Genomic DNA, 20,038 nt, shown 5'->3' on the forward strand with positions numbered 1-20,038 from the left:
ATTGATTATTTAAAAATTTGTAATAGGGATTTTTGATATTAATAAAGTTGAATTATTCTTATTTCGTCACCTGCATAACATGTTGCATCAGGTTCTATTTCTATTGTTGTTGTGTTGATTACCGTAAAATCGATACGAACACCGTTTCTGTATACGTTAATTTTATCGTTTGAATAAATTGTTAATCCAGAGAAAGTTTGTTGGTTATCAATTGCTATAATTTTAGTAACTTCTTCTCGTAATAAATCTGAAGGATCTATTTTTCGTAATTGCCCGGTAGCATTATTTACGGTAACAATAGCATCTTGAGTAGTGTCTCCGTTTTCTAAGCCAGTAATAGCCAAGGTATTTGTAGTATCTGTTTGTATAGTTGTAGGTTTTATTAATACTCCGCCTAATTGTATGGTATTAGTAGCATCAATTAAAAGACCGTTATTAGCATTAGGAGCTGTATTTGAATTTACCCAATCTGTTCCGTCATATGCATAAATTACCCCTGTTGTAGTATCAACATATACGTCCCCAGCTAATGCATCAGTAATTGTTGTGTTGTTAGGTATACCATTACCTCTTCTAGGGTTATTATCAATAGCAATCCAGTTATTTCCATCCCAAATACTTGTGGTGTTTAAGGTATCATTAATCCAAAAGTCACCTAAATTATTACCTGTTGGAGCTGTTGAACTTGTCGTGACATTAATACCTCTACCTGATGAATTATTTTTACATAAACTTTTCCAAGAAGTTCCATCATACATAAAAACACAATCCTCATCAGTATTATATACTAACGCACCCTTTAGTGGTGCAATTGCACTCATTTGAGTGTTTGACATACGACTAATAACTATGGCTTTGTCCGTACTTTCTAATTCTAAAATGGAACTAGAATGGATCACAGAAGGATTATCGCCTATCTTTACTTGAGAGAAAAGAGAGGTTTTAATTAAGAAAATAAGTATAAATAATAGTTTTATTTTCATACTATATGGGAAATTAAAGCGGCAAAAGTAATCATTTTTTTTAACTTATAAATAATAATCGTTATAATAGTTGGACACCTCTTTTATATTTAAGTCACTTATAAATAAACTTTAAGATGTTTTTTTTATGTGTGATAGGTGTTTTTTTAATTGTAAAATTTCTACAGAAAAGTGTTTTGTGTTTTTATAAGGAATGTTAAGTTTTTTATTATTTACAGTTGCTATTTTATAGATACTTTTCCAGTGCGTCCTTATTGTTTTTAATGCTTGAAAATAAGTAAATTTTTTTGCATCGTATATGTGGGTTGGCTCTGCCAAAATACCATTGATTTCTATAATTTTAAAATCTGTACCATTTTCTAAAGAAGAAAAAGAATTGTATTTTAAATCAATTCGTCCATAATACCAACCAGGAATTTTTTTATTAAGTGTGTCAAAAGTTTTAATTAATGTTTTACTAATTAAATGGTTTCCGTTAATAAATTGAGTTCCTTTTGAGTGATTTCCTATAGCAGTAAGTTTTACAACTTTATCTTTATAGGGAACTGTATTTAATTTATTTTGATGAATTTCGGTAAATAATTCTATATATAATTTTGCCCTTTCATCATTTAAAATTAATTCTTTTAAAGTGCTTTTTCCGTCGCCAGTAACGGCTAAAAATTTTTTCAGGGTTAAAGAGGTAATGTTTCCAGTTTTGTTTTCTGGATACCGAAAATATAAAACGCCACATTCATTTTCATAATTTAAAAATTCTTGAATAATGATGGCTATCATTCCATACTTTTTAAAGTAGGTTTGTAACTCAGTTTCGGTATGTACTTTTTGTACTAACAGGCCTCTAAAACCAATATCTGGTTTTGCTATTAAAGGAAATTGAATTTGTTGCTCATTAATAGCTGTAATTATTTTATTATACTCCGTATTAGGTTTTATTAATATAGTTTTAGGGCGATATTTTTCAGGAATGAGCATGGTTGTTTCGAACTTAGATTCGGTGCCGATTCCAGAATTTTTAATACAAGGGTTTGTGGCTGTGTAAAAAGACAGGTGTTTCGCTTTTATAGCCAAATAAAATGCATAGGGTAAGTTAGGAATGTAAAACATATAAGAAGGCCAATGCTCCCAGTTTATAAGTTTTTTTAGGGTGCTATTTTTTCTCAAATTATTTTTGAAATAAATTATCTAAAAATGCTTTTATTGTTTTAAATCCGAAGTAAACAGTGTATAAGAGTAAAAAAATACCAATACCTAATATCGCATAGGCAATATAATTTTTAGGGTTTTCGGTGTAAATTTTTAAAGCTTTAAACCCGATGCTTACTATTATTGGAGATGTAATTAATAAACCCAAAAGGATTAAAAATTTTTTTACAATTTTATCAAAAGTTATTTGTTTAGGCATTGGTATGGTTTTTTATAACATCACGAACATTTCCGTACTTTTTTAATAATTTACTTGCAGTTACTTGGTCGATGTTTAATTCAGAAACTAACATTTTTTCTCCTCTTTTTACCAACTTATTATTAGATAGTTGCATGTCAACCATTTTATTACCTTTTACTTTACCTAGTTGAATCATTGTAGCGGTAGATAGCATGTTTAAAACTAATTTTTGAGCAGTTCCGGCTTTCATACGAGAGCTACCAGTTACAAACTCAGGTCCAACGACTACTTCGATAGGAAATTGAGCTGTTAGTGCTAAAGGGCTTTTTTGATTGCAAGTAATACAACCGGTAATAATATCGTTTTTATTGCATTCATTTAAAGCAGTAATTACATAAGGTGTTGTGCCTGATGCAGCAATACCAACCACTACATCTTTGGATGAAATGTTGTGTTTTTGTAAATCAAGCCAACCTTGTTTTGTTGAATCTTCTGCATTTTCAACAGCTTTTCTAATAGCTACATCTCCGCCTGCAATAAGCCCAACAACTAATTCATGCGGAACACCAAAAGTAGGAGGGCATTCACTAGCATCTAAAATACCTAAACGACCGCTTGTACCAGCACCGATATAAAACAATCGTCCACCTTTTTTTAATTTTGTTACTATTTGAGTAGTAAGTTTTTCAATTTGTAGCAATGCTTTTTCAACAGCTAAAGGAACCGTTTTGTCCTCGTTATTTATGTTTGATAATAAATCAGTAACAGTCATTTTTTCTAAATGATTGTATTTTGATGACTGCTCGGTAGTTTTAATAAAATCCATAATTCAAATTTAGTAATTATAATATTTTATAACGTAAAAAAGCAGGTAATTTTAGTTACCTGCTTTTTATGATTATAATAATAAAATTAAATACTTTGTAAAATAGTATTTAATGTATTACTCGATTTCATAATAGCATCAGCTAATTCATCAGTTGGTTCATAGTAACCACCAATGTTTACAGCCTTACCTTGTGCTGAGTTTAATTCGTTGACAATAGTAGTTTCGTTAGCTGTCATTTTTTCTGCAATAGGAGTAAACTGCGCTTTTAAATCAGCATCTTTATCTTGATTAGCTAAGGCTTGTGCCCAATAGGTTGCTAAATAAAAATGAGATCCTCTGTTATCTAACTCTCCAGTTCTTCTTGAAGGTCCTTTTTTATTATCTAACAATTTGTCAGTTGCATCATCTAATGTTTCAGCTAAAACTTTTGCTTTAGCGTTGTTGTTGGTTTCTCCTAAATGCTCTAATGAAACAGCCAAGGCTAAAAATTCACCTAAAGAATCCCAACGCAAGTGATTTTCTTCTACTAATTGTTGTACGTGTTTAGGAGCAGATCCACCAGCACCGGTTTCAAATAATCCACCACCGTTCATTAATGGAACGATTGATAACATTTTTGCTGATGTTCCTAACTCTAAAATAGGAAATAAATCAGTTAAATAATCACGTAGTACATTTCCTGTTACCGAAATAGTTTCTTCACCTTGTTTAACTCTTTCTAAAGTAAAAGAAGTTGCTTGAGGTACAGACATTATAAAAATATCTAAACCATTAGTATCGTGATTTGGTAAATATTTTTCTACTTTTTTAATTACTTCAGCATCATGTGCTCTGTTTTCGTCTAACCAAAATACAGCAGGTGCTTTTGTTGCTCTAGCTCTAGTAACAGCTAATTTTACCCAATCTTCAATTGGAGCATCTTTTGTTTGGCACATTCTCCAAATATCACCAGTTTCCACTTCGTGGGATAGTAAAGTAGTTCCGTTTGCATCAATTACATCAACTGTTCCGTTTGAAGTAATTTCAAAAGTTTTATCGTGTGATCCGTATTCTTCAGCTTTTTGAGCCATTAAACCTACATTAGGAACGGTTCCCATAGTAGTTGGGTCAAAAGCTCCGTTTTCTTTACAAAAATCTATCGTAGTTTGATAAAGAGAAGCGTAAGAGCTGTCAGGAATTACTGCTTTGGTATCTTGTTGTTTACCTGCTTTGTTCCACATTTGCCCAGAAGTACGAATCATTGCTGGCATTGAAGCATCAATAATTACATCCGAAGGAACGTGTAAATTGGTTATTCCTTTGTCAGAATCAACCATGGCAACATCAGGATTATTAGCATATATTGTTTCGATATCGGTTAAAATTTCTGCTTTTTTATCGGCAGATAACTCTTCAAGATTACTTAGTAAGTTTCCGAATCCGTTATTTACATCAACACCAATTTCATTAAAAGTATCGCTATGTTTCGCAAATAAATCTTTAAAGAAAACACGTACAGCATGACCAAAAATAATTGGGTCAGATACCTTCATCATAGTTGCTTTCATGTGTAAAGAAAATAACAATCCTTTTTCTTTAGTATCTGCAACTTGTTCAGCTAAGAAAGCTAATAAAGCTTTTTTATTCATTACCGAAGCATCAATAATTTCACCATTTAATAAAGAAACCTTTTCTTTTAAAACAGTAGTTGTTCCGTTAGCGTCTGTGTGTACAATTTTTACATTGGTAGCATCACTTAAAGTAACAGATTTTTCAGTATGTGCAAAATCTCCAGCTGTCATGGTTGCAACGTGAGTTTCAGAGGTAGAGCTCCAATCTCCCATTGAATGTGGATTCTTTTTTGCGTAATTTTTTACTGCTTTTGGTGCTCTACGATCAGAGTTACCTTCACGTAAAACAGGATTAACAGCCGATCCTTTTACTTTATTATAACGAGCTAAAATTGCTTTTTCATCATCAGTATTTGCTTCTTCAGGATAATCTGGTAAAGCATACCCTAAAGTTTGCAACTCTTTAATTGCGGCTTTTAATTGTGGTACCGAAGCAGAAATGTTAGGTAGTTTAATAATGTTTGCTTCTGGTTTTTTAGCTAAGTCTCCTAAAAAAGCCAAAGCGTCTTCTACTTGTTGCTCTTTAGTTAAAAAATCAGAAAAATTAGCAAGAATACGTCCTGCAAGAGAAATATCTTTTGTTTCTATTTCAATATTAGACGATTTTGTAAAAGCTTTTACAATAGGTAAAAACGAACGAGTAGCCAACGCTGGTGCTTCATCCGTTTTAGTGTACATGATTTTAGCAGTTTTGCTCATATATTAGTTGTTTTAAGGCAGTATTGATTAAAATACGTACCATAATCGTTAATAATTTATTTTGAAGTATGGCAAATTTAAGAATTACCAATGAGTTTTTTGCAGCTAAAATGTTATTAATTAGTGGTGTTTATTGTGAATTTGATAAAAAAAAGAAGCTGTTTTTAGTTTTTATTGCTAAAATAAAAGCCATATTATACAATTTCTTGTAATAATATGGCTTTTTTTTAAATAGTAATTTATTTATTATTGATGTTTTAGCTTTCGTAATGTCCTGTACTTTTAATAAAAATATATAATACTATTTTAATAGAAATAATAATTTAATCAAAAAAAGATTCATCTAACATTTAAAAGAACACTTTTTTGAATTTATATTTAGAGTTGTAAAACTACTTAGTAATAAATTCTATTTAAACGATAAAAAATGATATTTAATTAATGGTGTTTTACTTTTGATAATCAACAAGATATTAGCGAGTGCTATTAACAATTGTGAATAAAAAAAGCATCGTAATTAATTACGATGCTTTTAATTTTTTGAAAAAGAATACTAGTTTCTTCTTTCTTTAATTCTTGCTTTTTTACCAGTAAGACCTCTAAAGTAGTAAATACGTGCTCTACGTACAACACCTCTTTTGTTTACTTCTATCTTTTGAATAGCAGGTAAATTTACAGGGAAGATACGCTCAACACCTATAGTACCAGACATTTTTCTGATTGTAAAAGTTTCAGAAGCACCAACACCTCTTTTTTGAATAACTACCCCTCTAAAAAACTGAGTACGTACTTTTTCACCTTCTCTAATCTCGTAATACACAGTAATTGTGTCTCCAGCTGCAAATTCTGGTAATTCGTTTCTTGTTACAAATTCGTCTTGAACAAATTTTACTAAATCCATTGTAATAATGTTTATATTGTTTTACTAAATAACATTCACGATTCTCGTCAGAGGTTATTTTGTGGCTGCGAAATTAATAAAAATTTATATAAAATAAGATTTTATAAGTTAATATTTTTAATTAGCACGGTATAAGTTCTTTTTAGCGTTACTGTTTATTAATTTGAGTGTTACGTTATTACTTGGTACTACTTTTTTCAAATTTCTTTTAGATACTATTAAATAAAAAGGTGTTTTACTTAATAGCTCTTTTTCTAATTCAGTTACTTTTATCGATTTAACTTTCCCTTTAGAGTAAAATTGACTAGAATAACTTTTTGTGTTATAATGATATATTTGAATATCTTCTTTACAAGAGTTTTGAATAAAATATTTATCCGAATTGGCATGTTTTTCTATGTTATTACTAATCAAAGCAAAACTGTAAACGATAATCGTAGCAATTGGAACAATTAAACTTATGGCGATTAACACTGTTTTCTGCTTGGTCTCTTTCCAAAAATGAACAACTAAAAGAGCAATCGGAATTAAGACTGGTAATATATATGGGTGAATTAAACTTTTAGAAACTGTAAAAAATAAGGGAGTCCAAATTAACCATGCACTTAAAAATAGCGTCCATTTATTAGTGAAAAAAGTAGCTTTATTTTTCCATAATTTACCAATAATCATTTGAACCCAAGGAAGTGCAAATACTAAAAGAAAAACCCAGATGATGCCTAAAGGTTGTTGTTTTGGAAAACCATATTTGTCACCAGACCAGCTACTGTCAAAAAATCTACTAAAGTGTTCGCCAACAATAAAATAATCTATAAATCCTGGTGTTTTTTGCTCGGCTAAATAATACCATGGGATTGCAATTAAAGCGATGATTAGTATTCCTAGAAAGATAGGAAATGTTTTAAATATTTTTTTGAACGATTTTGAAATCAGCGACCATACAAAAATAGGAGGCAAGGTTAAAATAAAAATAATAGGTCCTTTGGCTAATAATCCTAATCCGAAACCAACAAAAATTAAATACTTCCAGATTGGTTTTTCGGGATGATGCATTGCTTCCCAAAAAGAAAGCATTACTATGGCAACACTAAAAGCTAACGATGTATCAGTTGATACAACTCCGGCATGAATCAAAAACTCTGGAATGGTTAGTGCGATAAACCCAGGTAAAAAAAACGGTAAGTTTTCTCTTTTAGCATATTTACCAATTAAGAAAATCATTAAAATACTTAATAATAAATAAGGTAATCTTGCTGTAAACTCAGAAACTCCGAAAACATCAAAACTTAAAGCAGATAACCAAGTAGAAAGTGGTGGTTTAGCCCAAAATGGAACTCCGTAATCTATTTGTGGAGTTATATAATCGTTTGTTTCTGCCATTATTCTGGCAATTTCGGCATAACGAGCTTCTGTTTTGTCCATTAAAGGAATCGCTCTGTTTAAAAAAGCTCTCCATAAAACTAAAAGCAATACAGAGATAGCAAAAAAGTTTTTTTTGTTGATTAGGTTACGCATTTATTTAAGATTTGTATCGTTTTTTTATAGAAAGTAAATCAAACCAAAGTTTAAAGAAATAAGTCATTTTTACACGACTATCATCGGCATCAATCCATGATTTTAAAGGGATTTCTCGCGCAATATTTTTTATATTTTCTTTTTTGAAAATATAAATCAAACGGTGAAAAATTTCTACATCAAACAACCATTTTGATATAAAATCTTCTTTAAAAACGTTTGCAGCCAATTGTTTACTAAAAACTTTACAGCCGCATTGGGTGTCATAAACTTTTAAATCTAACTGTTTAGATATTAAAGTGGCAATAAACCTACCGATAAAGAAACGATGTTGTTTGCGTTGTATATTAGTATCTATTTTTGCAATTCTAGATCCGAATGCAAATTGAATAGTAGCGTTTATTTTATTACTTATAACATGACATTCCTCTAAAGTAGTTGCTAAATCAGCATCTAAGTAAGCAATTTTTGAAAAAGAGATGTTCTTTTCGCAAAAATTAAAACCAGCTTTAACAGCACTAGCTTTTCCTACATTTTGTTTTAAAGAAAGTAATTTTACTTTTTTAGGGTATAGCGTTGCTAATTTTTCAATAACATCATCCGTTTTATCTGAAGAACCATCGTTTACAAAAAATAACAGTACATCAGAAATTGTATCTAAAAACTGTTTGAACTGATTTATAGGTAATCGGTTTTCCTCATTATAACAAGGAATAACAATAATTAAATCGTGCTGTATTTTTGGGTTATTCATCTAATAAATCGGGTCTTATATTTTTAGTATGCTGATAGGCTTTTTCATTTCGCCAAGCATCAATTTTAGGAAAATTACCTGACAATAATACTTCTGGCACTTTCATTCCGTCATATTCAGCTGGTCTGGTATACACAGGCGGAGATAATAAATCATCCTGAAAAGAATCGGTTAAAGCAGATTGTTCATCACCTAAAACTCCTGGAATTAATCGAACAACAGCATCACATAAAATAGCTGCAGCCAATTCGCCACCTGTTAAAACATAATCGCCAATAGATATTTCTTTAGTGATAAATTTATCTCTTACGCGTTGATCTACTCCTTTATAATGCCCTGTTAAAATAATAATATTTTCTTTTAACGAAAGTGTGTTTGCAATAGATTGATTTAATGTTTTTGCATCAGGTGTCATATAAATAATCTCATCATACGTTCTTTCTGATTGTAATTTAGAGATACATTTATCAATAGGTTCTATCATTAAAACCATACCAGCGCCACCACCAAATTGAGTATCATCTAGTTTTTTGTAGGATCCAATTCCGTAATCACGTAAATTATGAAAATGAATTTCAGCTAATCCTTTGTCAATGGCACGTTTCATCATTGAATGTTCAAACGGGCTTTTAAGTAAATCTGGGGCAACGGTAATAATATCTATTCGCATAGTGGCAAAGATATATTTTTTAATGGATACTTAAGATGGAAATATTTTTTTGAATTTCTTTGGAAGTGCTTTTGTTGCTTCAATTTGTTGTTTCGTAAACGGATGCTCAAATTTTAAAGTAGCTGCGTGTAAATACAATCCTTTTCCGTTTAAAATTAAACCATCGATAAAATGTTCTTTATCACCTAATATAGGATTATTAATAGCTAATAAATGCTTTCTTAATTGATGTTTTCTTCCTGTTTTTGGTGTTAATTCAACTAAGTTTAAATAATCAAAACGTTCAGAGTTAACTGTTTTTATAACTTTGTATAATGTTGATGCTGTTTTGGTGTCAATAGGAATATTAATTTGTCCTTTTTCGTTCATTTTACCAATACTAATCGCATAATAGATTTTCTTGATTAGTTTATTTTCAAATAATTTATTTAATGCAGTAATGCTCGAAGTTGTTTTTCCAATTAATAACAATCCACTTGTTGGGTAGTCTAAACGATGCACAGGTCTTGGTCGTACAGCATCAAATTGGGGGCTTTTTGTGATGTTTTGTAGCAAAGCATTGTCAATGGTAGCAAAAGAGTTTCCGCTAACTAAAATTCCCGAAGGTTTATAAATAATGGCTAAGTATTCATCTTCAAAAACAACTTCTAAGTCAAACTCAAATTGTTTAAAAGCTGTGTTGTCGTTTAATTGATAAAGTTCTATAACTTCATTACCATTTATAAATAGGGCAGTAGTAGCAACTTTACCATTTACTATAACCAACTCTTTTTTAATAGCTTTTTTTAAACCAGATTTTGTAGGGATAGTTTTAAAAATACCAACTCCGTACTCTTGTAGTCGAATCGATTTTTCTAGTGTAGGAACGTTATGTGTTTCTGATATTATCATTATTTAGCAAACAGTTGCGAACTATCTTTAAAAGCTTTAAACTCTAAAGCGTTATTTTCAGGATCATTAAAAAACATGGTTGCTTGTTCGCCAATTAATCCTTTAAAACGAATAGTTGGTGCGATGATAAATTTAATATTATATGTTTTTAATCTTTCAGAAAGTGTTATCCAGTCATCCCATTTTAAAACAACGCCAAAATGAGGGATAGGAACATCGTGTCCATCAACAGGATTTGTAATTGATTTAGTTGGAGTGTAGTTTTCTTTTTGATGAATAACTAACTGATGGCCGAAGAAATTAAAATCAATCCAATGATCAGAACTTCTACCTTCTTTACATTGTAGAATATCGTTATAGAAAATCCTACATTTTTCTAAATTTTGAACAGGAATTGCAAGATGGAATGGTTGTAAATTCATAATTTAAATAGTAATTGATTGGGTCTTTGAAGTACAAAATTTACGCAAATCTTCAAAAAATAACGTAAAATCTTCTTCAAACTCTAGATAATGGATTAGAAGATCTTCGGAGGCTAAATTCATTTGTGATTTTCCTTTGGTTCGTTTATTCATACCATTTAAAACTTCTTGAATCCCTTTTGCAAATTGATAGTTGTATAGCCAGTTGTATTTGGTTAAAAAGGGAAGTATTTGTTGTGTTTTTTCAGGAAGAATATCAAAATTATCTTGTAAAAGTTTATATACCGAGTTTACGTATGTGTCTAAGGGTATTTCCGAGTAAGTATTCCAATTTTTAGCTAAAAAATGATCGTAAAAAATATCAATAATTACGCCATCGTAATGGCGATAGCGTTCGTGTAATCGTCTTTTACTTTTTCTTACAATATCATGAGTGTCGGTAAAAGTATCTATTTGACGGTGTAAAATAATTCCTTTTTTTATTTCTTCTTCAAAGTGAGAAAATTTATTCCCTTTAATGTGATCGGCTATAAAATTACCAATCATTAATTTAGTATTGCTACCAGATAAATATAAATGCGCTAAAAAATTCATTTTATAAATGTAAACAAAAAACCACAACTTGTAAGTTGTGGTTTTTTATTAATGCACAAAAAAAGTTTTTCTTAATGATATGGGTTTTCCTTTTTGAGAAAAACCTTCAATTTCAATAACAAACTCTCCAGTAACATCTGAGGAGTAGAATACTACTTTATTAGATTTTAAAATAGGATTCCAGTATAGTTGAGTTCTAAAATCAGGTATTCTTTTATTGTTTGTTCTGTTATGCTGTTGAAAAAAATATTTTTTCTTATTTTGTACAGGTAAAATGTCAAACTCTTTTATGTTTTTTGATTGAGGTGTGTAATCTCCATTAAAAGTATCTATAGTTACAACACCTTGATATAATTGATTTCCATAAAAATAATCTTCAGTTATTACTGACACTGTTTTTATATTGTAGGTGTCGTATTCAATAAAGTAATTATGATTAGGTATAATATGATTATCTACTATTAATAATGATGATAAATAGTTTTTATTACTTAAATAATTTCGAGTTCTTACACGTATTTTATTGTCACTTGTAACCCATAAATCTTTTGTGATTTCAGTAAAAGTTTCTTTAACAGTTTTAAATCTTTTATAATCGTCTAAATTATAAACAGTTTTTAAGTTTTTGAAAAGTGAATCTTTTTTTTGAATTTTAATTATAGAGTCTCTTTTAACATTATAATATGCGTTTTCTATCTGTGTAAATAAACTTCTTTGTTTAATTGTTTCAATAATATTGTTATCGAATTTAATTTTAGGAAAGTTCTTATATTTTTTTTCAATAAGATTGTTATTATTGATTTTTACAACATAATTATTGATGTTGTGATCTAGCATTTGTAATATAATTTTGGTAGAGTTTAAGTTTTTAATATTAAAATAAAATTCACCAAATTTATTTGTAATTGCAGTTTTAGTAACTTTATTACCGTTTTTTACAGATAAAGTTAGTTTAATATTTGATACCGAATTTAAAGAATCGAGAGTAAAAACTTGACCTTTTATCAAAGAACCTCTGAGTTCAGGTAAATAAAAGTATTTACTGTTTTTTTTGTTGTAAGATTTTTTAGGTAAAGAGGTTACATTTTTTTTGAGAGGTAGACTGTTAATTGTTTTTTTTCTCACAGAAACAGAAAAGTTATTGTAGTTGTTTTTAATTAAATTAGAAAAATCAAAAGTAATTTTTTCTCTTTTACCATAAGTGTTTGTTTTTTCTTTATTTAGAAGTGTAAGAGAATCTTTTTCTAGATTATTTATAGAAAATGATTGTTTTGTTTTATTGATTTCGGTATTTTTAGAATAAGGGTTTACGATGTAAAGGTTATCTTCATAAAAATTTTGAGTGTTTTTCATCCAATTAGTGTATGAAATTAATTTATATGTTCCTGTTTCAATATCAGTATTTATAAAAACATCACCATAACCAACACCGTTTTTAATTGATGTTTTTTGTTTAAATACTGTTTTGTTATTAGAATCTATTAATTCTAAATAAGCAATTTTACTAAAAGTAGAAAAAGTTTTATCCTCTTGAGTTAAACAGTATATTTTGTAGTATAATTTTTCACCAGTAAGAAGAAAATTTGAATTTACATGTACAAATATATTTTCATTAATGAATTTATTTGTGGTTAAAGGCTTTTGCGGCTCTTGAGATTGAGCTGTTGTTGTTATAAAAGAAATAAGTATTGCAATTAAAATTGTTTTTTTCATTATGTCTCGAGTTAGTCTATCCAGAAAGATGGTTTGCTTGTTTCACCTAAGTAGGTGCAGTCACCACATGGTTTACTAATTAATTTATAAGGCGAACTTGGATTAGCTGTTATTCCTGAAAATAAGTAGTTATTACTGTCTATAGCTGATATTAGAGGGGAGCCAGAAAAAGGATCTATCTTTTCAGGGGTAATTATGTCACAATATTCTTCTCCTGGATAAATGTATTTTTCGTCAGTTAAATCTTCCCTGTTGATAAAAATTCTTTTTGAAGAAACAGCTGATACTTGAAATAACCCTATTGCTTTGTTATCAGGGTTTGTGTTAGAACTTATATTGTTAGGAATGGTACCAACTTGAATTTGAGAAAAAATTTCAGTAGGATTTGAAAATTTTTTTACTAGCTTATAGTAATTATAGCTTTTCTCATTTAAAACGTATTCTTTAATAAGTATACTATATCTTAAAGACCATGCTCTATCAAGTATTGACTTACTTTTAATAACATAATTTGTTAATTGAGGTGATTCAGCTATTATTATGTTTGTGGGCTGTTTGTTAACATAGCAGTATTTAGGATCTGGATTAGGGATTAAATCAAACTGAAAAGGAAAATCTCTTGAGACTACTATTGCTTTTTGAGGATTCCAAGAAAAAGGTGTAATTTTATAAGTCTCATGATATTCAAAGCGGTAATATTTATTAGTATCATTTGTGTAGGAGTTATTTATGCTTATTTTTACTTCTTTATCTTCTGTTTCATTTTGTGAAGTTTTTATTTCTATATTTTCTAAAGATACAGTTTCGGTTAGTTTTTCAGGGGTAGAACTATAATTTTCTCCGTTTTGAGTTTCTATCTTTAATGTATAACTTTTGTCAGGAATCGCATTAAATTGATTAATTGATTGGTATTCTCCATCATTTAATTCTTTAAATTGGTAGACGTTTTGAGAGTCATCAATTATTGAAATGCGAGCATTTTTTTCAGGACTTATACCTGTCGAATCTATTTTTGTTGTTCTTGACAGCTTTATGATTTGGTTTTTTAATTCATTAGTAATAATAGCATTAACAACTAACTTGCTCTCATGGGCAATATCTTTGATTTCAAAAGGCTCAACACAACTAGTAATCATCACTATTACTGTTATAAAGAACCATTTATTTTTATTTTTCATAGTTAAAATTTAAAGTTGTATGTTATTGTAGGTATTGGTGTTGAAAAAATAGAGCTTTTATATCCGTTAACTTTTCCATTTTTAGTTTCAAAATAAATTGAATAAGGATTGTTTCTCCCTAGAACATTATAAACTGATATGTTCCAAAAACTATGTCCAAGTTTTTTTATTTTATGGTTACCTTCTATGTTAAAACCAATATCTAGCCTGTAATAGTCTGGTATTCTAAATTGATTTCTATTACTATATGTTAATAGCTCAATGCCTTGATGTACATACTTTCCTGTTGGGTAGGTAATAGGTCTTCCTGTTTGATAGGTGAAATTACTAGAGAAACTATATCTTTCAGTAAGTTTGTAATTTAAAACAATATTAAAGTCATGAGGTTTGTCGTAGTTTGTAGGAAAAAACTTTCCTCCATTAACAGTCTCTTCTGAAAAATCACTTTTTAGTTGGATAAGGGATTTTGAATAACTATAACCTAGCCAGCCATTTAGTTTTCCTTTGTTTTTTTTAATTAAAAATTCGGCACCATAGGACTTTCCTGCTCCTTGTAAGACTTCTTTTTCTACTGTTTCATTTAATAAAAGATTTGCTCCTATTTTATAATCTAGTAGGTTCTTGTATTTTTTATAATATCCTTCAATACTAACCTCATAATTATTACCATTTATATTTTTAAAAATTCCAAATGTTGTTTGTATTCCTTCTTGCGGTTTAATATTTGTATCTGAAAGCCTCCAAGTATCCATAGGACTAGCCGAGGTGTTGTTATTTAGTCTATGTATGTATTGGAATGATTTGTTAAAACTAGCTTTTAAGGATAGATCATTGGTTAAAGAATATCTCCCTGATAATCTATAGCTTAATCCTTGATATTTTTTGAAAATTTCATTCTTGTTGTATTCTTTAATTTCAATTAAATTTGAAGGGTTTTTAGGAGTACTTTCTTTATAGATTCTTTGTTTTGAACTCCCCAATGCCAAGTATTGTGAAAAACGCAAACCTAAATTAATAGTAAGTTTTTTATTTAAAGTTATTTCATCTGATAAGAATAAACCATTTTCAATAGCTTTTTCGTTTGGTATACTAAGTGAGGTTATGGTGGATTTATTATTATTTGGAACTATAGTTCCTGGAGAAATATTATATAATTTAGTTTCCAAACCATAATCAAAGCTGTGCTTTTTTGAGTGTATGTATTTTAGTTTAAGTTTTAGTCCCGTTTCATTAATTCTATAATTAAGATCATAACCTTTTGTTGTTTCATCATTTTCGTAATTTATATCAAATGAATATGTACTGTTAGATAAAATTAAATTTCCTTTATTCTTGTCATTAAATAGATGGAACCAATTAAAGGAAATGCTAGAATTATTATACTTATTTATTGTGTCAGAAGATATTTGGTATTTATCTTTACTGTAATATCCTGTTAGTTTTATGTTATTATTGCTGTTGATTTTGTGTTTGTACTTGGCTATTAAATCAAAAAAAGAAACATTACTATTATTTAATTTATCATTGTCAACTGTGTTTAAAATCCAATCAGAATAAGTGCTTCTTGCACCAAGTATCAATCCAGATTTATTTTTAAATATAGGTAAATCAATATTAAGATTACCAGTAACAGGCCCTATAGATGCTTCTCCTTTAAATTTTTTTGTGTTAGGATCTTTTGTGGTGATATCAAAAACAGAAGATAACCTTCCTCCATATTCGGTAGGTGTATTTCCTTTGTATATTTTTAGGCTGTGGGTTGTAAATGGATTAATAGCAGAAAAGAGTCCCAGGAAATGGGTAGGGTTGTATATCGTAGCATTATCTAATAAAAATAAATTTTGATCAACCTTACCTCCTCTTACGTTTACACCTTCAGATCCTTCACCCGAAGATTTTATGCCGGGTAATGTTGCGGCTACTTTTAAAAGATCTCTTTCTCCTAAAACTAAAGGTATTTTTTTTATGTTTTGAGCTTTAATTTGAGTAATTCCAGAAATAGTTTGTTTTATGTTTTTATTTAAATTTCCATCGATAATAACTTCATCTAAGTGTTCGGAATTTTCGGAAATAGATAAATTTAAAACTCCATTGTTGTAAATTATTAAATCTTTAACAGTACTGTTAAACCCAATAATATGAGTTTCTATTTTGTTTTTTCCATAAGGTAACTTTAAACTATAAAAACCATTTATATCTGTTGTTGTATATAAGTTTTTAGATTTCTCTAAAATAGTAACATTATTTAGAGGGCTATCGTTTTTGTTGTTTTTAATAAAACCAGTTAACAAGTATTTTTTTTGTTTTAGATTACTTTCTTTCCCAATTTTTATGAGATTTTTATTATTATTTTTTAAGTTGACAAAAACAGGTGAGCGGTTTGTGTTTTTAGAAGTTTCGTAAACAGTTTTTTTAATTAAATTCCCATTAGTTAGTATTATTTTAGAACTGTCTAAAATAAAGTAGTTTATAGGGCTGTCTTTAAAAATAAAATTTAAGATTTCAGATATTTTTGAGTTAGTAAAAGAAGTATCTATTCTCTTCTTGTCAAACCATTCTTCTATGTAGTAAAAATGATAATCTGTTTTTGATTCTATTAGGTTTAAGCATTCTTTTTTATTCAGATTATTAAAGGTTATAGATATTTTTTCTGTGTTTTGTTGAGGTAAAACGGTTGCGAAATTGAAGAAAAGAATAATGAATAGAGTGTTTTTCATAGCGGTATTTATTCCTTATATTGATTTAGCTAAAAGTAAAGCCATAAGGTTTTTAATAAGTTTATTTTTTTGTAAAAAATCATTCTTTTTGTAAAATGTTTTTATTTTTTTTCTATTTTCAGGAAATAACTTAATAAAATCCTTTTTAGATTTTATTAAATAGTATTTTTTTTTGTAATAAAGTATATCACCATCTTCTTCTTTTTCAAAAACATAATAAGTTTTATTCACTCCCATTTTTTCTATTTTCTTTTTTTTATGTTTTTTGTAAATAGAAAATAATTTATCAGTAAATATCTCTTCAAGAAAACCAAATTCATTAGTGTTTATGAAATTTTTGTTTTTAATGTAAAAATTAGATATAAATTCTTTTTCAAGAAGAATGGCTTTGTTTTCTTTATTACTATTGATATTTAGTATAATTAAATCATCAATTAAATCATATTTTATTTTAACCTTATAAAAAGTTTCGTTTTTGTAGGTTATATTACCGTCTGAAAAATAATTAGAAAGAAAGTAGTTGTGATTATTTTTCGAGTTTCTATGTTTTTCTTTATAGACTACCCCATATGTTAAATCTGTATTAGATATTCCAATTTTTTGATCAAATGAAGTGTAAAAAGAATTTATGTTTTGAGAATATATATTGGTGAATTTAATTACAAGGAAAATGAATACAGAAAGTATTTTATTTTTCATTTATAGCGAATTTTAATTAAAATTTTTGTTATAAACATAGTTAATTTTTTATTATAATTGTTTTTTTTAATACTTTTTTTTATTTTTTATTTTTTTTGCAGGTCTTTGATTCTTTTTTTTTAATAAGTATTTACTGTAGGTTTAAAGAATAATATTATTCTTGATTGAAAAAAAAACCACAACTTGTAAGTTGTGGTTTTAAATTTTTTTAAGCTAAATATTAGTTTTTAATAGGGATGTTTTTTAAAATCTCTAATAAAAATTTCCAGTATTTTTGAGTAGATGAAATTTGTGCGCGCTCATCAGGTGAGTGTGCTCCTTTAATATTAGGACCAAAAGAAACCATGTCCATATCAGGGTAATTTTGACCTAAAATTCCACATTCTAAACCAGCATGACAAGCTGCTACATTTGCTTTTTCGCCATGTAATTCTTCATATAACTTAGAAACAGTTTTTAAAATTTCAGAATTTACGTTTGGTAACCATCCAGGGTAAGAACCCGAAAATTCTACCTCAAAACCTGCTAATTCAAATACGGCACGTAATGAGTTTGCTAAATCCCATTTATTAGTTTCTGAAGATGAACGTGTTAAGCACCCTATTTTAATGGCACCGTCTTTTACAATAATACGAGCAATGTTGTTTGAGGTTTCTACCAAACCTTCAATATCAGGGCTCATTCTATAAACACCATTTAAAGCGCCGTAAATAGCTTTAATTAATCCTTCTTGAACACCTAAATCCATTACTTTTGCAGGAGCATCAATTGTTGTTAATTCAATTGATAAATTAGGTTCTAATGTTGAAAATTCAGCTTTAATACTGTTTATTAATTCTTGAATTTCAAACAAAAATGGTTCTTTTGAAGCGGTATCAATAACTACGTTAGCAAAACTTTCACGAGGAATCGCATTTCGTAAACTCCCTCCGTTTATTTCGGTAACGCGTAATCCGAAGTTTGTAAAGCCATCAAATAATAAACGGTTCATTATTTTGTTAGCATTACCTAAGCCTTTAATAATATCCATTCCAGAATGCCCACCGCTTAAACCTGTAACAGCAATTTGAAATGCAGTAATATTATCAGGAGTAGTTTCTTCTTTGTAAGTTCTTGTAGCAGTAACATCTACACCACCAGCACATCCCATACCAATTTCATCATCTTCTTCAGTGTCCAAATTTAATAAAATTTCACCTTTTAAAATGCCTCCTTCTAATCCCATGGCACCTGTCATACCAGTTTCTTCGTCAATAGTAAATAAAGCTTCAATAGCAGGGTGTGCAATATCGGTAGCTTCTAAAACAGCCATGATTGAGGCTACACCTAAACCATTATCTGCCCCTAAAGTGGTTCCGTCTGCTTTTACCCAGTCGCCATCAACAAACATTTTAATTCCTTCTTTATCAAAATCAAAAATAGTGTCGGAATTTTTTTGATGTACCATATCTAAATGGCTCTGCATTACAATGGTTTTACGATTTTCCATTCCGGCAGAAGCAGGTTTACATATAATAACGTTTCCAACTTTATCAACCATGGTTTCAAGATTGAGGTTTTTACCAAAATCCACCATAAACTGAATAACTCTTTCTTCTTTTTTTGATGGACGAGGCACTGCGTTTAAAAGTGCAAAATTCTTCCAAACAGCTTTAGGTTCTATGTTTTTAATGTCTGAATTCATTGTTAAATGTTTGTTTAAATTTTAAAGTACGAAGATACTTTTTTTAATTGCAGAACGATAGCTCAAAGAGTGATTAATTAACGAGTGTTTTTTATAAGCTAATTGATGCGTTGTGTATTGCTGTTTGCTAATTGAAAAATTGTAAATTCGCGTCATGGATTTTTCATCAAAAATATTAGAAAATGCGGTAAATGAAGTAAGCAGATTACCAGGGATTGGTAAGCGAACAGCACTTCGTTTGGTGTTACATTTATTAAAGCAGCCTAAAGAAAACACTACATTTTTAGCAAAAGCTTTAACAAGTTTACGGAACGATGTAAAATCGTGTGCAAAGTGTCATAATATTTCTGACACCGTTTTATGTGATATTTGTAATAACTCCAATAGAAATATAGAAATAGTTTGTGTGGTAGAGGATATTAGAGATGTGATGGCGATTGAAAATACGGCACAATTTAGAGGTGTGTATCATGTATTAGGAGGTAAGATATCGCCTATTGAAGGAATTGGGCCACAAAACTTACAAATAGATTCTTTAGTGAATAAAGTAAAAGAAGGTGAGGTAAAAGAGTTGATTTTTGCTTTAAGTTCTACAATGGAAGGGGATACAACCAATTTTTATATTTTTAAACAGATAGAAAAATATAATATTACAACATCAACTATTGCTCGAGGAATTTCAGTGGGGGATGAGTTGGAGTATGCGGATGAGGTTACTTTGGGTAGAAGTATTGTTAATAGGATTCCTTTTGAGCAGGCGATAAAAGGATAATTAAAAAAAAGCGAAGTTTT

19 protein-coding genes are annotated in these 20,038 nt (G+C 29.0%); 2 read left to right on the forward strand and 17 right to left on the reverse strand.

Translation table 11 applies throughout. The features are described from left to right. Nucleotides 1-38: 38 nt before the first annotated feature. The 5 genes from BA195_RS09715 to BA195_RS09735 all read right to left on the reverse strand — a co-directional run bounded on the left by BA195_RS09715 (nucleotide 39) and on the right by BA195_RS09735 (nucleotide 5,508). Nucleotides 39-983 carry a hypothetical protein gene (locus tag BA195_RS09715; RefSeq protein ID WP_068704927.1) on the reverse strand — a complete coding sequence of 315 codons (945 nt, stop codon included), beginning with the start codon at nucleotides 981-983 and terminating at the stop codon, nucleotides 39-41. A gap of 111 nt (nucleotides 984-1,094) precedes the next feature. Further along, nucleotides 1,095-2,147, reverse strand: coding sequence for an ATP-grasp domain-containing protein (locus tag BA195_RS09720; protein ID WP_084443156.1), 1,053 nt, complete (start codon nucleotides 2,145-2,147; stop codon nucleotides 1,095-1,097). A 1-nt stretch (nucleotide 2,148) separates the two neighbouring features. Beyond that, a complete protein-coding gene (locus tag BA195_RS09725) occupies nucleotides 2,149-2,388 on the reverse strand; it encodes a DUF6095 family protein (RefSeq protein WP_068704929.1) in 240 nt (79 codons plus the stop codon). Beyond that, a complete protein-coding gene (gene murQ, locus BA195_RS09730) occupies nucleotides 2,381-3,196 on the reverse strand; it encodes an N-acetylmuramic acid 6-phosphate etherase (protein WP_068704931.1) in 816 nt (271 codons plus the stop codon). The genes BA195_RS09725 and murQ overlap by 8 nt, the downstream gene beginning before the upstream one ends. An 86-nt stretch (nucleotides 3,197-3,282) precedes the next feature. Continuing rightward, a complete protein-coding gene (locus tag BA195_RS09735; RefSeq protein ID WP_068704933.1) occupies nucleotides 3,283-5,508 on the reverse strand; it encodes an NADP-dependent isocitrate dehydrogenase in 2,226 nt (741 codons plus the stop codon). A 68-nt stretch (nucleotides 5,509-5,576) separates the two neighbouring features. Here BA195_RS09735 and BA195_RS14420 point away from each other — a divergent pair, with 68 nt between their 5' ends. Further along, the gene (locus BA195_RS14420) at nucleotides 5,577-5,720 is read left to right on the forward strand and encodes a hypothetical protein (protein WP_176714983.1); all 144 of its coding nucleotides are present in this window, start codon (nucleotides 5,577-5,579) and stop codon (nucleotides 5,718-5,720) included. Nucleotides 5,721-6,061: 341 nt separating this feature from the next. On the opposite strand, the gene rplS is transcribed toward BA195_RS14420, so the two are convergent. From rplS to BA195_RS09795, 12 genes are all read right to left on the reverse strand, one after another. Further along, on the reverse strand, nucleotides 6,062-6,409 hold the full coding sequence (gene rplS, locus BA195_RS09740; protein ID WP_068704935.1) for a 50S ribosomal protein L19: 348 nt from the start codon (nucleotides 6,407-6,409) through the stop codon (nucleotides 6,062-6,064). A 117-nt stretch (nucleotides 6,410-6,526) separates the two neighbouring features. Then, a complete protein-coding gene (locus BA195_RS09745; protein ID WP_068704937.1) occupies nucleotides 6,527-7,924 on the reverse strand; it encodes an ArnT family glycosyltransferase in 1,398 nt (465 codons plus the stop codon). 4 nt (nucleotides 7,925-7,928) lie between these two features. Next, the gene (locus tag BA195_RS09750; RefSeq protein WP_068704939.1) at nucleotides 7,929-8,678 is read right to left on the reverse strand and encodes a glycosyltransferase; all 750 of its coding nucleotides are present in this window, start codon (nucleotides 8,676-8,678) and stop codon (nucleotides 7,929-7,931) included. Next, nucleotides 8,671-9,348: a tRNA (guanosine(37)-N1)-methyltransferase TrmD gene (gene trmD / locus BA195_RS09755; protein ID WP_068704941.1), complete on the reverse strand. Its 678-nt coding sequence runs from the start codon at nucleotides 9,346-9,348 to the stop codon at nucleotides 8,671-8,673. The genes BA195_RS09750 and trmD overlap by 8 nt, the downstream gene beginning before the upstream one ends. A 30-nt stretch (nucleotides 9,349-9,378) precedes the next feature. After that, a complete protein-coding gene (locus tag BA195_RS09760) occupies nucleotides 9,379-10,239 on the reverse strand; it encodes an RluA family pseudouridine synthase (protein ID WP_068704943.1) in 861 nt (286 codons plus the stop codon). Next, nucleotides 10,239-10,661 (reverse strand): VOC family protein, encoded by a 423-nt coding sequence (locus BA195_RS09765; RefSeq protein ID WP_068704945.1) that lies wholly within the window; start codon nucleotides 10,659-10,661, stop codon nucleotides 10,239-10,241. The genes BA195_RS09760 and BA195_RS09765 overlap by 1 nt, the downstream gene beginning before the upstream one ends. Before the next feature lie 3 nt (nucleotides 10,662-10,664). Continuing rightward, nucleotides 10,665-11,255 carry an acyl carrier protein phosphodiesterase gene (locus tag BA195_RS09770; protein ID WP_068704947.1) on the reverse strand — a complete coding sequence of 197 codons (591 nt, stop codon included), beginning with the start codon at nucleotides 11,253-11,255 and terminating at the stop codon, nucleotides 10,665-10,667. 48 nt (nucleotides 11,256-11,303) lie between these two features. Then, entirely contained in the window at nucleotides 11,304-12,968 is a 1,665-nt protein-coding gene (locus tag BA195_RS09775; protein WP_068704949.1) for a hypothetical protein, read from the reverse strand. A gap of 11 nt (nucleotides 12,969-12,979) precedes the next feature. Then, nucleotides 12,980-14,146: a DUF4249 domain-containing protein gene (locus BA195_RS09780; protein ID WP_068704951.1), complete on the reverse strand. Its 1,167-nt coding sequence runs from the start codon at nucleotides 14,144-14,146 to the stop codon at nucleotides 12,980-12,982. Nucleotides 14,147-14,148: 2 nt separating this feature from the next. Beyond that, entirely contained in the window at nucleotides 14,149-16,863 is a 2,715-nt protein-coding gene (locus BA195_RS09785) for a TonB-dependent receptor (protein WP_068704953.1), read from the reverse strand. 15 nt (nucleotides 16,864-16,878) lie between these two features. Further along, nucleotides 16,879-17,562 (reverse strand): hypothetical protein, encoded by a 684-nt coding sequence (locus BA195_RS09790; RefSeq protein ID WP_068704954.1) that lies wholly within the window; start codon nucleotides 17,560-17,562, stop codon nucleotides 16,879-16,881. Between the two features lie 220 nt (nucleotides 17,563-17,782). After that, nucleotides 17,783-19,246, reverse strand: coding sequence for an aminoacyl-histidine dipeptidase (locus tag BA195_RS09795; protein ID WP_068704956.1), 1,464 nt, complete (start codon nucleotides 19,244-19,246; stop codon nucleotides 17,783-17,785). Nucleotides 19,247-19,400: 154 nt separating this feature from the next. Here BA195_RS09795 and recR point away from each other — a divergent pair, with 154 nt between their 5' ends. Beyond that, nucleotides 19,401-20,018 carry a recombination mediator RecR gene (gene recR, locus BA195_RS09800; protein WP_068704958.1) on the forward strand — a complete coding sequence of 206 codons (618 nt, stop codon included), beginning with the start codon at nucleotides 19,401-19,403 and terminating at the stop codon, nucleotides 20,016-20,018. Nucleotides 20,019-20,038: the final 20 nt, after the last annotated feature.

Source organism: Tenacibaculum soleae (assembly GCF_001693415.1).
GTDB classification, from domain to species: Bacteria; Bacteroidota; Bacteroidia; order Flavobacteriales; family Flavobacteriaceae; genus Polaribacter; species Polaribacter soleae.